Source organism: Vibrio sp. KUL78, from assembly GCF_059725505.1.
The window spans coordinates 580,308-595,064 of the sequence record NZ_AP045838.1 but is presented as its reverse complement, the minus strand read 5'-3'; the positions used below and the strand labels follow the sequence as shown (position 1 = coordinate 595,064).

Sequence of the window (14,757 nt, the reverse complement as noted above, 5' to 3'; positions counted from 1 at the left end):
AATTCAGTTAAGGGTCAGACCTTTGCTGTTTTTCTCTACTCGCTGCCACATTATTGGGAAGTCTTCAGGCCAAACAATTTGTTTTTAATTCAGTAACAAAGGCTCCTATCTGAAAGAGTTGGAAAGTAGGTGTTTCGCTTCTTCGTAGCGTATACTTCTACGTAATTATCGAGGAGAATTTCAATGCAGTTAGGGAATCTATTTACCAATATTCCGAACCAACTACCTGATGAGCTATTTGAAGATATAGTTAAGACGTCAAACATTCGAGTAGAGCGGATTCTCTCCGATGGTCACTCAACACCCGACGGTGAATGGTATGACCAAGCTGAAAATGAGTGGGTTGCCGTGCTCCAAGGGCAGGGTGTTCTTGAGTATGAAGATGGACAGACCATTACTCTTGATGTCGGCGATTACGTTAACATCCCAGCTCACGTTAAACATCGCGTAAAATCAACGGTTTCAGGTGCGACTACGATTTGGTTGGCTATTTTTTATTAAGTTACAGCTATCGAATCACGAACTGGAAACAAAGACTTTACCACTATGATAGACTCCCTCGATGATGCGAAGGACGCCATCGATTGGTGGGTCGAGCGCCTAGGACACACGGTGGCGAATAAAGGTAACGCAATGCTGCAAAAAGAAAATTTAGTAAAGCTCGCCCGAATGCAAATGCCATTTGGTAAGTATGCCGGACGAGTTTTAATTGACCTACCCGAGGAGTATTTACTTTGGTTTGATAAAAAGGGCTTCCCGGATGGTGAGTTAGGGGAGTTGCTTAAGTTATGCTTGGCACTAAAAATTGAAGGCTTAGATAGCGTAGTTAAGCCCTTGAAGAGAATGTAACTAGGCTTTATGAGAGTATCATTTGAAACCCAAAGATTGAAAGTGGTAGAAGTCTTATCTGATCTTACTCTAGTGGAGCGCAATGAGCTGCTTGAACAGGTTCCGAATATTTTAACCCCTCTTGTTGTTGAAAACTTGCCTCCATATTTTCATGGAATTACGTCCCGAGAATCGGCACAAGCTTGGCTTGAAAGTATGTTGCAAGAGAGCCGTTTGTTTCAAGTAAGATCAGAGAAAGGTGAATTAATCGGCTTTCTGTTCGTTTTTGTAGAGAATGGAACTGACGCACACATAGGCTATTTACTCTCTGAACAATATTGGGGCAAAGGACTGGCCAGTGAGCTATTACAAAGTTTTATCGAAGAAGTCGTTATCAAAGAGTCTTGGCTAAAACTGATTGGCGGTGTTGAAAAGTCAAACGTTGCGTCAGCTAACTTGCTAAGGAAGTTAGGTTTTGTAGAGCGAGCAGACAGTGAAAGTGGTGTGGTTTTTTACGAGTATAAGATTAAACGACCGAAAGCCTAGGCAGTTGCTCGTGTTCCATAGTTAAACAGGGAAGTCATCTCGGTGAAAATAGTTCCAGAGTTATATGTCCAAAATCTCGATGAAAACATAATATTTTTTGTCGATATTTTAGGTTTTAGTATCAAGTACCAACGTCCAGAGGAGCAGTTTGTCTATCTAACGCGAGAAGGGTTAGATTTGATGCTAGAGGGAGTAGAAGGAAACTCTCGTAAATGGCTGACAGGAGAGCTTAAACCGCCGTTCGGTCGAGGTATCAACTTTCAATGGGATGTAAAGGGTATCAATGTTCTCTATTCGAGAGTCCAATCAATATGTAGCGAGGCTATTTTCCTGCCCTTAGAAGCAAAGTCTTATCAAGTGAGTGGTCAACTCGTTACTCAGGAACAGTTTATCGTGCAAAGCCCGGATGGGTATCTTTTCAGGTTTTGTGAGGACGTACAGTGAAGCGGTTGCTTGTGCTGTTAATTTGTATGACAAAATCTGTTATGGTAGAAAAATTGTTCCAGCGATGACACGTATCGACCAACCAAACAGGGCAGAAATATGAACGACAAAGTATTCCAAATTTGGCACCAAAAGCGTGAACAAGGCTTTCTAAAGTGGATCGCCAAAAGTACGTTTGCCGCAGTGCTTTTTTATATGATTTTCAGTATCGTCTTTCAATACTCATCGATTGGAGAAGACGGCATTGCGGTCTTTTTTACTGAGTCAGATTAATAACTTTGGGTTGTTTGCAGGTCTTATGCTTGTAGCGAATTGTGCGCTTTGGTTGTACCGAGAGTCCAGTTATAAGAAAGAAGTACGCCGCAGAAACGGCGCGTAGTTATAGGGACGAAGATGGAACTTGTACCTTTCACCCCCACAAGCTATCAAGATTTGATAGCTTGGATATCTTCACCTGATTTGAATTATCAATGGGGTGGGCCGACCTACGATTTTCCGCTGACTATAGAACAGATTTCCAACCATTGTGGAAAGCCCGATATTTTCCCGTTTCTCTTCCTAGTAGAAGGCGAGGTCGCCGGTTTCATCGAATTTCGTCGCGCGAGTGACACTCTGTGCAGGATTTGCCGAGTATTGATCCTTGATCCTTTCAAAGGAAGAGGATTGGCAAAAGAGATGGTTAGCTTACTCATCAAAGAAGCGAAGTTAGCGACTAACTGCTCAGAGTTCAGCCTATGTGTTTTCGACCATAATGAAGCCGCCAAATCTCTCTATCAATCACTTGGGTTTCAAGTAGCCTCTTCAGAAAAAAGCTCTGAGAAAATCTTTGGTCGATATTGGGTTGCTTTGGAGATGGTGGCCAAGTTCTGACCCTCTACTCAAACAATAACAATAGATTGCCAACAGCTAGAACTAACCTCAGTTTTGTGTTTATCTTTGACATAGTTTCAATTGGATATAGTGTGAGTTTGACAGGAGGTTAGATATGAAAAACAAAGGCATCTTGACCTGTTTTTGCGGCAAAATGGGAGCAGGAAAAACCACCCTAGCTAAATCTCTTGCTGCGACAGAAGGCGCGATCTACCTTTCCGAAGATGAATGGTTAGCAGCCCACTATCCTACGCAAATAAACTCGTTTGAAGACTATATTGCTCACTCAAACCTAATTAAACCATTCGTCAGAAAACATGTGATAAAGCTGCTGAATCTCGGAGTAAACGTAGTCATGGACTTCCCAGCAAACACGATCAAACAGCGTGCTTGGTTTATCGCTCTAAGTGAGGAAGTCGGTTGCAAGCATGAGATCCACTACCTAGATGTTACTGATGAGCAGTGCTTAGCGCAGATAAAAAAGAGAAGCGTTGAGCAACCAGAGCGCGCCCAGTTCGATACGGAAGCTGTATTTCATCATGTGACACAGTACTTTGAGGTCCCCACCAGCGAAGAGCAGGGTATCAACATTATCTATGCCAATTAAATTGAGAATGGACTTTCAGAAGACCAATAAAATGGAGTTCAACCGACTTTGATCCATATAGATATTTCATCTTCCCTTGTTACCGCTATTCCTATTAAAGACTGTCTCGAAGACCTCTTGTCAGTAAAAGGGCACCTTGCTTATGGTCCTCCACCTGAGTGTAATGAAACGAAAGATAGTTACCATTTTGTCCGAAGAGGAGTTTTAGAAAGGCTCCTCATTGCACAAAAAGAGCTTCCGTCGGGTCTGACACTAAGGCTTTACGAAGGCTATCGTTCGCCAGAGTTTCAAGAGACACTATTCCAAGAGCAATTAATGAGAGTTGCATCGAGCAATCCAGATTATTCAGAGCGGGAGACCTACAAAGCCGCCGCTTGTCTGGTCGCACCCACAAAGACGTTTGAAGGGGAGTCCTTGTCGCCACCGCATAGCACCGGTGGGGCGGTTGATGTAGAAATCGTAGATGGCGAAGGCAAAGTCATAGACTTTGGTATGGAGATAAAAGACTGGATACATGTCCCACCCTCTTTGTGTGAGACAAACGCTGCCAATTTATCCTCGCAAGCAGCGAAAAATAGAGCAATGTTGTTTTCTATTATGTCCAAAGCGGGATTCGTGAATTATTCGAGAGAGTGGTGGCATTTTTCTTTTGGGGATCAATATTGGGCTTTCATTAAACATGAAGCTTATGCAATGTATGCGAGCACAAGTAACTCTATATAAGCTCACGCCTCAATCAGCAACCAAGAAAATGGCTAAAAAAAGGTGCTCGATGGGAGCACCTTTTTGCGTTAATGCTTATAATAGTTAGCTATATTAATACTAATCCAGCTCAATCCAAGTCGATTTTACTTCCGTGTATTTATGCAGTGCATGAAGTGATTTATCTCGACCATTACCACTCTGTTTATAACCCCCAAACGGCATTGTCATGTCACCTCCGTCCCAGTTATTGACGAAGACAGTGCCAGCTCTTAGCGCTCTAGAGCAGCGAACGGCTGTTGAAATATCTGAGGTCCATACGCCTGCGGCGAGTCCATAGTCGCTGTCGTTAGCAAGCTTGATAGCTTCTTCAATGGAATCAAATGTGGTAACGCATAGGACGGGTCCAAAGATCTCCTCTTGGAAGATTCTCATGTCTGGAGTGACGTCGGTAAACACCGCGGGCTGAATAAAGTAACCATCAGTCTGTGTCATTGTTGGCTCACCACCAAATGCGAGTGTTGCGCCTTCATTCTTACCAATATCAATATAACTAAGTACGCGTTCGTATTGTGAAGCGTCGACGATAGCTCCAACGCGAGTCTCTTCTAGGAGCGGATCATTAGGTTGCCATTTCGCCATGTATTTAAGAAGCAGCGCAGTAAACTCTTCCTTGATTGAAGAGTGGACAAGCAAACGAGAGCCAGCCGTACAGACTTCGCCTTGGTTGTAACAAATCGCTGAAGCAGCAGTTGCGGCAGCCTTTTCCATATCTTTGACGTCATGATGAACAATATGAGGGCTCTTACCGCCGCACTCCATAAAGGCACGTTTGAGATTAGACTCTCCAGCGAAGGACAGCAGCTTTTTGCCGACTGCTGTAGAGCCTGTGAAGGTGATGCAGTCAACATCGTTATGAAGCGCCAATGCTTGTCCTGCTTCATGACCAAACCCTGGGAGAACTTGGAATACACCATCGGGAATGCCCGCCTGCTTGGCAAGATCGGCAAGAAGGATGGCCGTTAACGGAGACTTCTCAGAAGGTTTTACGATGACTGAGTTACCTGTTGCTAGAGCAGGACCAATTTTCCACGCCGCCATGACAGTCGGAAAGTTCCACGGCACAATCGCTGCAACGACGCCAAGTGCTTCGCGGGTGACTAGAGCCAACGCATCTTCTGTGACAGGGGCGACTTCGTCGTACACTTTGTCTATGGCTTCGGCATTCCACTGTATGCAGCGTGCGGTTGCCGGTGCGTCATATCCCATTGCATCTGAAATCGGTTTTCCCATGTCTAAGCTCTCAAGCAGAGCGAAGTCTTCTTTGTGTTCGTCGATGAGCTTAGCGTAGTTCAGCAGAATACTTTTGCGTTTCGCTGGTGGAAGACCACACCAAACGCGGCTTTCAAATGCGAGTCGAGCCGCTTCCACTGCAATGTCCACATCTTCTTGGGTACAACGCGCAACATGTGCGAGCGAGTGCCCGGTTGCAGGGTTAATGATCTCGAATGTATCGCCGGAAACCGAATTGACAAAATGCCCATTGATAAATGCCTGAGTGCGAAAGCTCAAGGCTTCTGCTTTGTCGTGCCACGTAATATTGTCCATGTGATTTCCTTTCCTTAAAAGCTTGCCGGGGAGTTAGCGCTGACGATAACGCAATCAGCATCGGTTGTGTTTCTGAATCGATGAGGGCGCTGACTGTCAAAGTAGTAGCTGTCGCCCTCCAGTAATACGGTTATTTGATCATCGACAGTGAGTTCTAGCTCGCCTTGTACTATCACACCGCACTCTTGTCCCTCGTGAACTAGCATCTCTTTACCTGTATCTGCGCCAGGGGATAGCGTTTCTCTTAACATGCCGATGTGACGATCTTCATGATAGTGCCCCACCTGTTTGTAGCTGATTTTACCTCGGCCAATCTCTGGTTGCTCTTGGCGACGAGTATAAAACTGTTCAGGCTGAGGCTCATCAATAGCGAAAAACTCGGCCATTGAAGAGGGGATTTTGCTCAGCAGCTTACTAAGAGAGGCGACGGACGGGCTAACCGCATTACTCTCAATTTGAGAGATAAAGCCGTTCGTCACGCCTGCACGCTTTGCCAACTCACGCTGAGAGAGTCCTGCGCGTTCTCGCAGAGCTTTAAATCTTGGTCCAATCTCCATTTCCATGGAATGAATGCTCCCTGAAAAGTCAAAGTGATTATTAAACTAAACACAATCCTAGCTTACTAAACACAAAAAACCAGTAAATGTTTATAATTTAATCATTGCACACCTAAAAAGAACGATCTATAGTCATTTTTGTTTAATATTTAATAACATCACATTTACATTGTGCAGTCTGAGTGTTTAGTGGTGTTTAGTAAAAGAAACGACCAAGGCTGAGTGGTTGCCTTGAAGAATACGGCCTTTAAAAAGAGCGTTGGGGTGCACTATGCATAACGGGAACGAAAGAAGCATGGACTCGCTAGGTAATGAGTCAGCAAATAATATGGACGCATTTTGGATGCCGTTTACGGCAAACTCGCAGTTTAAAGCGTCACCAAGGATGTTGGTGTCGGCGGAGGGGATGTATTACACCTCTGAAGACAAAAGAAAGATCTTAGATGGCACCGCAGGTCTATGGTGTTGTAATGCGGGGCATGGACGACATGAGATAAGTGAGGCCGTCGCGAGTCAAATTCACACTTTAGATTTTGCTCCGACATTTCAAATGGGGCATCCCCTGCCGTTTAAACTTGCCGAATCGTTGGCTGAGATCGCACCTTCCGGTCTCAATCGAGTGTTCTTTACTAACTCGGGGTCTGAATCAGTCGATACTGCGCTAAAAATTGCGCTGGCTTATCAGAGAGCGATCGGTCAGGGCACGCGAACTCGTCTAATTGGTCGCGAGCGTGGTTATCATGGCGTTGGTTTTGGCGGTATCTCAGTAGGCGGGATCGTCAACAATCGTAAAACGTTCGGTAGTCTGCTCACGGGAGTCGACCACCTTCCTCATACATTAAGTATCGAAAACAGTGCCTTTAGTAAAGGGTTACCAGACTATGACCCTGGTTGGGCAGAAAGCTTAAATAATATTGTCACGCTGCATGATGCAAGCAATATAGCGGCCGTGATCGTAGAGCCTATTGCGGGGTCTACAGGCGTTATTCTGCCGCCAAAAGGTTACTTGAAGCGTCTTCGAGAGATTTGTACTCAAAACGGTATCTTGCTTATCTTCGATGAAGTGATTACAGGGTTTGGTCGTATCGGCAGTCCATTTGCCGCTCAAGAATTTGATGTGAAACCTGACATCATCACGACAGCGAAAGGGTTAACCAATGGCGCGATCCCAATGGGAGCGGTATTTGTTAGCGACGACATCTATCAAGCTATGGTATCGCCTGATAGCCAAGCCATTGAACTTTTCCACGGTTATACCTATTCAGGTCACCCTGTAGCGGCAGCAGCAGGGCTTGCAACGCTGGATATCTATCGCAACGAAAACCTTTACTCCAGAGCTGCTGACCTTGCTGATTACTGGCAGCAAGCGGTACACAGCTTGAAGGGCTTGCCACATGTTAAAGATCTGCGCAACTACGGTCTGATTGCGGGTATTGAGCTTGAAGGTATCGCAGGCAAACCAGGCTCTCGTGCGTACCAAGTCTTCACCAAATGTTTCGAGAAAGGGGCGTTGATTCGAGTGACTGGCGACATTATTGCGCTGTCACCACCGCTGATTATCGAGAAGCAGCATATTGATGACCTATTTACACTTATTGCCGACGTTCTACAAAATATTGAATACAAGGAATAAAACCTATGTCAGTTTTGGTATCAAACTTTATTAATGGCGAGATTGTTGAGAGCAACAGCAATCGCAGTGCAGACCTTTTTAACCCAGCAAATGGTGAGCTAAGAGGGCAGGTTCAGCTATCTAGTGCTCAAGAGGCAATCGATGCCGTTGAAGTAGCAAAACAAGCTCAGGTAGATTGGCAAGCGACGCCACCACTACAGAGAGCTCGCGTGATGTTCCGCTTTAAAGCACTGCTTGAAGAAAACGCTGATGAACTGGCAACGCTGATCTCGACAGAGCACGGAAAAGTGCACAGTGACGCATTAGGTGAACTCACCCGTGGTCTAGAGGTGGTTGAGTTTGCATGCGGAATTCCACACCTATTAAAAGGCGAGCATTCCCTTAACGTAGGACGTGAAATTGACAGCTATTCCATGATGCAGCCTGTTGGTGTGTGTGTTGGTATTACGCCGTTCAACTTTCCTGTCATGGTGCCACTATGGATGATTCCTGTCGCACTGGCTTGTGGTAATAGTTTTATCCTAAAACCTTCCGAGAAAGATCCAAGTGCGTCGCTTATGTTGGCGAAGCTACTAAAAGAAGCAGGTTTACCTGATGGTGTGTTCAACGTTGTACAAGGCGACAAAGAAGTCGTGGATGCACTGCTAGAAGCACAGGATGTGGCGGCGGTGAGCTTTGTTGGTTCAACCCCAATAGCCGAGGCGATTTATTCAAAAGGCAGTGCTCATGGCAAACGCGTACAAGCCTTGGGCGGCGCAAAAAATCATCTTGTTGTTATGCCTGATGCAGATCTGGAAGGTGCAACTAATGCGATTATGGGCGCGGCGTATGGCGCTGCTGGTGAGCGCTGTATGGCAATTTCTGTCGCGGTCGCAGTCGGTGACGAGGCTGCAGATAAGTTGGTTGCGGCGTTAAAAGAGAAAGTTGAGGCGCTACGTGTGGGCCCTGGTTTAGGTGTATCGCCAGAGAATGAGATGGGGCCGCTAGTCAGTGAGCCACATATGAATAAAGTTAGAGAGTACATCCAAAGCGGTGTCGATCAAGGGGCTACTTTAGTGGTTGATGGTCGAGATATTGATACGGGGGCTCCGGGTTATTTTGTTGGTGGTACGTTATTCGATGATGTGAAGCCAGATATGACCATCTATAAGGAAGAGATCTTTGGCCCTGTTCTCTCAGTGGTTCGAGCTAAAGACTATCAGGAGGCGCTTGAGCTTATTAATCAACATGAGTTTGGCAACGGAACGGCTATCTTTACTCGTGATGGTGATACGGCTCGTGACTTCTCTGAAAAAGTACAAATCGGTATGGTCGGTGTGAACGTACCTATTCCTGTACCGATGGCGTTTCATAGCTTCGGTGGTTGGAAGCGTTCCATCTTTGGACCGCTGAATGTGCACGGCAACGACGGCGTGCGTTTTTATACTCGTATGAAGACCATCACTGCGCGTTGGCCTAAAGGGCAGCGTGAGAGTGAGTTCGTTATGCCTACAATGAAATAGGTGATAAATGAAGATAGGGATATTAACCTGCGGTCACGTTGACCCTCCTTTGTCAGATGATCATGGTCAGTACGCGGATATGATCGAAACCTCTTTGTATGAGGTAAACAATGCATTTACGTTTCAAAACTACGATGCGACAAAAGGGAGTTGCCAAAGCTAGACGAATGCCACGGCTTCATCATCACAGGCAGTGTTCATAATGCTTATGATGACCACCCTTGGATACTGATGTTGATTGACTGGGTGATTCGCTGTGAAGCGCAAAGAAAGCCTTTGGTTGGTATCTGTTTTGGACACCAACTGATCGCAAGGGCATTGGGTGGCAAGGTTCAAAAGTCTGAAAAAGGATGGGGACTTGGAAGCTACGAGGTACAATTGCGTGCTCAAAAGAAATGGATGAACCTATCGGTTGATAGCGCTCGTTTGTTGGTGAGTCACCAAGACCAAGTGACCATAGTACCGAAAGGTGTCAAGGTCATTGCAGGTAATGATTTTTGCCCTAACTTCATGTTGGTTAAAGATAATCACTTGTTCACTGTGCAAGGGCACCCAGAATTTAGTGTGCCGTTTACGCTCAAGTTGGTTGAGAAACGCAAGCATCTGATAACGCCGCAGGATTATCAGCAAGCGTTTGTCGATTTAGACCAGCCTCAGGACTCTGCGCTAATCCTGCACTGGATAGACAATTTGTTTGTCATGGCGGAGCAAGGTAGATCTTCAGAGCGACTGCAACAAGCCGTCTAGGTCATTACTAGAAAAACAAAGGCAGGCTTTAAAGCCTGCCTTTTTAGTATGTGGTGCAGTTAATATTTGATCAGTACTTTTACTGAACCATCGACGGCGCTTTCATCAACATACCCAATAGCGTTAGCGTCCGCTGCAACCGCATTGATTACGGCCGTATAGTCCTCCACCTGAGTAGGTGCCTCGGCTTTACCTGTGAACACTAGACGAGACCAAGCAGATTGTAGTTGCGCTTCTGAGCGACCAGTCGTCGCCGCATGGAAAGCGATACGGTCTGCGTTACCATCGTTTAGCTCGATGATCTTTGCTGGTTGTCCATTCGCAAGTTGAGTCTTTTTACCCAAAAACAGCTGCTTTACTTCCGCATCAGACATAGTATCGACGCCCGCAGGATTACCAATAACCACATAACCTGCGTTAGCTGCAAATGACATTAGGCTTACTAGAGCCAGTGTAGCGATTTTTTTCATAGTGGCTCCTTAGAATACAAAGTCGATAGATGCTGAGTAAACGAATGAATCTGAGTACTTGATCTTCGCTGTCATTGGGTCAACGTTGCCAGGAAGACCACCAGATGTACCTTTGTAGTCTGCATAGGTAACGTCTGCTTTAAACGCAATGTTTTTAGCAAAGTCCCAACGAGTACCAATTGAGTAGGAAAGTCTCTCGAAGTTATTAAGCGCTTTTTCACCCATGAAGATAGCGATGTCCGTCGGCGTTGATCCGACTGGTGATGTGCGTTCGTCGTTATCTGTTGTTTTGTTCCAGCCCATCGCAACGTATGGTGTCCATGAACCAATGCGGTAGCCAGCTAAACCAGAAACAGCTTGTACATCAGAGAATCGACCTTCTAATGTCATGTCCATACCTTCGATAACAGCAAGCAAACTACCGTTATCGTATTGAGCACCCGCAGAAATGAACGTGGCTTTCTTGTCGTCTAGAACATGGTTAGCGAAGCTTGCGAGATCACCAAGTGACTCAGAAGCTGTGTAGTTAGTTTGAGCCTGTACATAGGAGCCACGGAACGTAAAGTCATTTACATACCAGTGAGCAGTCAAACCAAAGGTATTGTTTAGGTCCACTTCACCCCAAGTAGAGTCGCGCTCTTCAACCTGAGATACGCCAGCGAATGGTTGGATTTGAAGCGTTGTTTCACCAATAGAGAATGGGATCAACAAATCCGCACCAGTGTAGCTATTGATAATGATGTGCTCGTATACTTCTTGCGAAGGACGAATCATAGGGTAAGCGTAACCCACATCCAGGTAATCAGAGTACATAAATAGCGGTGTACGCATTTTACCTGCGCGAGCGGTAAAACCATCAAACTGATAAGAAAGATACGCAACTTCGATTGAAGGCTCAAAGTTGTAGCGACCATTCGCTACTAGTTGAGTGGTGAACTTCGCTTTATCGTTAATATCGAAGTCAAATTGAATACCTGCAATCGTATCTTGTTTAGTATCGATACGCTCGCTTGTGTATTCTGCATAACCGGCATCATTGTTCGCTTTGCCGATACCGACAGAGCCGAAACCACTGATTCTTAGGTCATCCAAGCTTGCCGCGTTTGCGCTGCAAGCAAGCGCAACTAGAGTAGCAACCAAAGTCTTTTTCATTATGAACTCCAGAAAGACAAATATTGTTCTTTTTTTAGGTAAAGCCTCTCTAGCCCATGCCCTATGAAGGGCTGGGAAGACAAGGCTGAAAAGTTGTTGAAATTAGGGTTAGTTAACCTTAAAGCGTCCGGTGAGCTGGCTAAGGTTATGTGTGATAGTGTTGATTTCGAGCGCGACTTGATTCACGTGGGCGACTGAATCCGAAGTCTCGCGAGCCATAGAAGAAATATCGCCAATCACTTCCTGAATTCGAGAAGACGAGGCTTCTTGTTCTTCGGTTGCACTCGCGATGGTCTCGTTGCGCTGATTAATATCTAGAACATCCGCTGTGATCTGTTTTAGTGACTGCTCCGCTACTAGCGACTGTTCCACACAGGCTTCTGCTTTTTCTGCACTCTCGGCAATGATGTTCGCTGCAGTTCGAGTCTGTTCTTGAAGTTGCAGCAGAACGCGCTGGATTTCCTGCGTTGAGGTTTGAGTGCGAGATGCTAGCGTTCTTACTTCATCAGCTACTACAGCAAAGCCACGACCCTGCTCGCCAGCACGTGCCGCTTCAATCGCTGCGTTAAGAGCCAGTAGGTTAGTCTGCTCAGCGATAGAGCTGATAGATTCAAGAATGGAACCGGCACTTTGTGCGTTGGTATCGAGCTCGCGAACCACTTCTGAAGCGGCGCGAACATCCTCAGTAAGGTTGTGTACAGATTGAATGGTGCTATTGACTTGTTCTTCAGCCAGTTGAGCTTGAACACTTGCACTTTGCACCGACGATACAGTGTCGTTTGCATTGACTGCAATGTGGCGCGCGCCCTCAAACATTTGCGATAGAGATTCTGTCGCTTCGTCCACCGCTAGGTGCTGCTTGGTGGTGAGTTTGTTTGAATCCTCGCACGATTGAACTAGGGTAGATGCGATGCCACCCAAACCATTGACGTTTTCGATCGTTGCATTAATGTTCATCTGTAGCTGCTGCACAAAGTTGTTGAACGAATCCGCTAGTTCAGAGAGCTCATCCTTTTTGTTGTGCACTAAACGAACTGTTAGATCGCCGTCGCCTTCGGCAATGTCTTTCATCTTGCTGCTGATGTTCGCAAGATCTTTACGAATGCCGTGAACAACAACAAAACCAAACAACGCTATTAGAATAAGCGCAGCACTACCGATGGTTAACATAGTGCTACGAGCGCTATTGTTTTCGTTTTCTAGAGTAACAACCAAAGATTCAAACTCATCGGAACGTTGTTGTTCAAACTGAGCCATACGTTCAGTTAACGTCTCTAGAATCTGGGTGTTTTTTGCTGCAAGATCGGCAGCTGAGCTCAGATCAATAGTGCCTTCAATCATGCGATAAGCAATATCGTAAGACGCATCGAAGTACTGCTTCGCAAGTGTTTGAAGACTATTGATAGGTTGAGCAAGTGAAGGTTGAAGCTGCTTTTGTTTGTCGAAGTTTTTCGTTAACTGTGAAAACGTTTCTTTATTGAGCAGCAATAGTTCAGAATCACCAAGCGTGACTGATAGATTAAATCGCTCGCTCAGCTGACTTAAAATGGCATTATTTAGTGTGGCAGAACTCATAATAGGGTAATAGCTATTCTTGAGTTCTGAAACTAGAGTAGTATTTGATTTAAGCGATTGACTGCCAATGGTAAATATACTTACCGCTCCGGTCGCAGCAAGCACGACAAGCAAAGCAATTTTATTTTTTATAGACAACATAGTATTTATTCTCTGACAAAGTCCTTTCTTATCGAGCGTAATTTATCAGAAAAAATTGGGGTGGAAATCTAATTATCGAAAAATAGAAATGACATTTCTCACGCCGTAAGAAACTGGTATTGGAAAAATGTAATGTCTCAAAAATGAGACGGATATTTAGAGGTTTTATAGAAGGGTTTATCTATTAAGTTATTGATAATGAGGTACTTTAAGGAGGCTTGTTGTAACTGATTGTTTTTTTTGAGTGATGGGTTTTTGAACCGATTTTTGTCAGACTATTCTTATTGAATGATACATGCGAACTACTATTTGTACATAAGTTGATAGTCTGGTACAAAGCTTTCCCAAATCGCAGGTTCGCCAATGTATTCTTTAACCTCATTAATAAACTCAGAGACAAGAAGCGTCTGTTTCCTATGAGGGTAAATAGCGTAAATGCCGGTATCTAATGTCGATAACGTATGGTCGGTTAGCAGTGGAACCAACCCTAGTTCATCGATAGGCTTTTCCAGATTGAATAAATCAATAACTGAGTAACCAATGCCATCACGAACCGCGCCCATTAAGGTTCTTACATCGCTTACTTTGTAGTTCCCTTGCATTTTGTAGGAGCGTAGCTCTTTGCTATTGCGATCATGACTCATTTTGAAGGTATCTAAACAGACGTTGCCGTTGTTGTAGATCACAGCAGGTAGTTTTACCAATGCTTCTGGCGTTAGAGGCCGGCCGTGCTCTTCAACAAAGGAGTTAGAAGCGATGACTGCAAAGTTAGTATTGGCGATTTTCTTAGCGATCAGGTTTGAGTCGTTGAGTTTGCCCATACGAATCGCAACATCATAGTGGTCGGCTATAATGTCAGTGCGTTTGTCATCTAAGTGCAAGACGATTTGAACGTTAGGGTACTTGCGCATGAATCTCGTAATGACAGGTTGTATATATTGCTGACCAAGAAAGACCGCCGAAACAATGCGAATCATCCCTTTAGGCTCGGATTGATAGGAATCCGCAATGTTTTGAATGTTATCGAGCGTATCAATTAACTGATACGTCTGTGCCAGAATATCCTCTCCTGCTGAGGTAAGCGAGAAGGAACGGGTCGATCGATTCAGTAACTGCACACCCAAACTTTCTTCCAACTTCTTTATCTGTTTGGAAAGGGAGGAGTTGTCCATGCTATTCAGCGAGGCAGCTTTGGCGAATGAGCCTTGCTGCACGACATCGACAAATAGTCTTAGTTGAGAAGTGATAGACATGGAGATACACCTTATGCAGACAGCACTTAATCGTAATAGCGCTTTAACTTGATGATTCGTCTACATAATAGTTAAAGGTAAGGGATAAGGAAAGAGGGCACGTCGACTTTGCGTGTCGAGTG

At 45.1% G+C, this 14,757-nt stretch carries 16 protein-coding genes and 1 pseudogene; 11 read left to right on the top strand and 6 right to left on the bottom strand.

All coding sequences use genetic code 11. The features are described from left to right. Nucleotides 1-183: 183 nt before the first annotated feature. From AC6I8Y_RS19340 to AC6I8Y_RS19305, 8 genes are all read left to right on the top strand, one after another. A complete protein-coding gene (locus AC6I8Y_RS19340) occupies nucleotides 184-501 on the top strand; it encodes a cupin domain-containing protein (RefSeq protein ID WP_234496580.1) in 318 nt (105 codons plus the stop codon). 132 nt (nucleotides 502-633) lie between these two features. Further along, nucleotides 634-849, top strand: a complete 216-nt coding sequence (locus tag AC6I8Y_RS19335; protein ID WP_128650504.1) for a DUF3820 family protein — start codon at nucleotides 634-636, stop codon at nucleotides 847-849. Between the two features lie 9 nt (nucleotides 850-858). Beyond that, the gene (locus tag AC6I8Y_RS19330) at nucleotides 859-1,374 is read left to right on the top strand and encodes a GNAT family N-acetyltransferase (RefSeq protein WP_498022715.1); all 516 of its coding nucleotides are present in this window, start codon (nucleotides 859-861) and stop codon (nucleotides 1,372-1,374) included. A 36-nt stretch (nucleotides 1,375-1,410) separates the two neighbouring features. After that, nucleotides 1,411-1,818 (top strand): bleomycin resistance protein, encoded by a 408-nt coding sequence (locus tag AC6I8Y_RS19325; protein WP_498023062.1) that lies wholly within the window; start codon nucleotides 1,411-1,413, stop codon nucleotides 1,816-1,818. Nucleotides 1,819-1,917: 99 nt separating this feature from the next. Then, nucleotides 1,918-2,091, top strand: coding sequence for a hypothetical protein (locus tag AC6I8Y_RS19320; protein WP_498022714.1), 174 nt, complete (start codon nucleotides 1,918-1,920; stop codon nucleotides 2,089-2,091). Between the two features lie 120 nt (nucleotides 2,092-2,211). Next, entirely contained in the window at nucleotides 2,212-2,688 is a 477-nt protein-coding gene (locus AC6I8Y_RS19315; protein WP_498022713.1) for a GNAT family N-acetyltransferase, read from the top strand. Nucleotides 2,689-2,803: 115 nt separating this feature from the next. Next, on the top strand, nucleotides 2,804-3,295 hold the full coding sequence (locus AC6I8Y_RS19310) for a P-loop nucleotide/nucleoside kinase family protein (protein WP_498022712.1): 492 nt from the start codon (nucleotides 2,804-2,806) through the stop codon (nucleotides 3,293-3,295). Nucleotides 3,296-3,343: 48 nt separating this feature from the next. Continuing rightward, nucleotides 3,344-4,018 carry a M15 family metallopeptidase gene (locus AC6I8Y_RS19305; protein ID WP_498022711.1) on the top strand — a complete coding sequence of 225 codons (675 nt, stop codon included), beginning with the start codon at nucleotides 3,344-3,346 and terminating at the stop codon, nucleotides 4,016-4,018. A 99-nt stretch (nucleotides 4,019-4,117) separates the two neighbouring features. Here AC6I8Y_RS19305 and AC6I8Y_RS19300 read toward each other — a convergent pair whose 3' ends face one another. Both AC6I8Y_RS19300 and AC6I8Y_RS19295 read right to left on the bottom strand, forming a co-directional pair. Next, nucleotides 4,118-5,605: an aldehyde dehydrogenase gene (locus tag AC6I8Y_RS19300; protein WP_498022710.1), complete on the bottom strand. Its 1,488-nt coding sequence runs from the start codon at nucleotides 5,603-5,605 to the stop codon at nucleotides 4,118-4,120. 14 nt (nucleotides 5,606-5,619) lie between these two features. Continuing rightward, complete coding sequence (locus AC6I8Y_RS19295; protein WP_498022709.1) at nucleotides 5,620-6,168, bottom strand: cupin domain-containing protein; 549 nt, start codon at nucleotides 6,166-6,168, stop codon at nucleotides 5,620-5,622. A 289-nt stretch (nucleotides 6,169-6,457) separates the two neighbouring features. Here AC6I8Y_RS19295 and aptA point away from each other — a divergent pair, with 289 nt between their 5' ends. The 3 genes and pseudogenes from aptA to AC6I8Y_RS19280 all read left to right on the top strand — a co-directional run bounded on the left by aptA (nucleotide 6,458) and on the right by AC6I8Y_RS19280 (nucleotide 10,044). Continuing rightward, nucleotides 6,458-7,795, top strand: a complete 1,338-nt coding sequence (gene aptA / locus AC6I8Y_RS19290; RefSeq protein ID WP_128650511.1) for an omega-aminotransferase AptA — start codon at nucleotides 6,458-6,460, stop codon at nucleotides 7,793-7,795. Between the two features lie 5 nt (nucleotides 7,796-7,800). Next, nucleotides 7,801-9,297: a CoA-acylating methylmalonate-semialdehyde dehydrogenase gene (locus AC6I8Y_RS19285; RefSeq protein ID WP_498022708.1), complete on the top strand. Its 1,497-nt coding sequence runs from the start codon at nucleotides 7,801-7,803 to the stop codon at nucleotides 9,295-9,297. 7 nt (nucleotides 9,298-9,304) lie between these two features. Beyond that, a pseudogene (locus AC6I8Y_RS19280) lies at nucleotides 9,305-10,044 on the top strand (glutamine amidotransferase-related protein). Nucleotides 10,045-10,103: 59 nt separating this feature from the next. Here the strand turns inward: AC6I8Y_RS19280 and AC6I8Y_RS19275 are convergent. The 4 genes from AC6I8Y_RS19275 to AC6I8Y_RS19260 form a co-directional block, all read right to left on the bottom strand. Next, nucleotides 10,104-10,514 (bottom strand): phosphate ABC transporter substrate-binding protein, encoded by a 411-nt coding sequence (locus AC6I8Y_RS19275; RefSeq protein ID WP_498022707.1) that lies wholly within the window; start codon nucleotides 10,512-10,514, stop codon nucleotides 10,104-10,106. Nucleotides 10,515-10,523: 9 nt separating this feature from the next. Further along, complete coding sequence (locus AC6I8Y_RS19270) at nucleotides 10,524-11,666, bottom strand: porin (protein WP_498022706.1); 1,143 nt, start codon at nucleotides 11,664-11,666, stop codon at nucleotides 10,524-10,526. A gap of 108 nt (nucleotides 11,667-11,774) precedes the next feature. Continuing rightward, entirely contained in the window at nucleotides 11,775-13,241 is a 1,467-nt protein-coding gene (locus tag AC6I8Y_RS19265; protein ID WP_252017239.1) for a methyl-accepting chemotaxis protein, read from the bottom strand. Nucleotides 13,242-13,687: 446 nt separating this feature from the next. Continuing rightward, entirely contained in the window at nucleotides 13,688-14,635 is a 948-nt protein-coding gene (locus AC6I8Y_RS19260) for a LysR family transcriptional regulator (protein WP_498022704.1), read from the bottom strand. Nucleotides 14,636-14,757 lie beyond the last annotated feature (122 nt).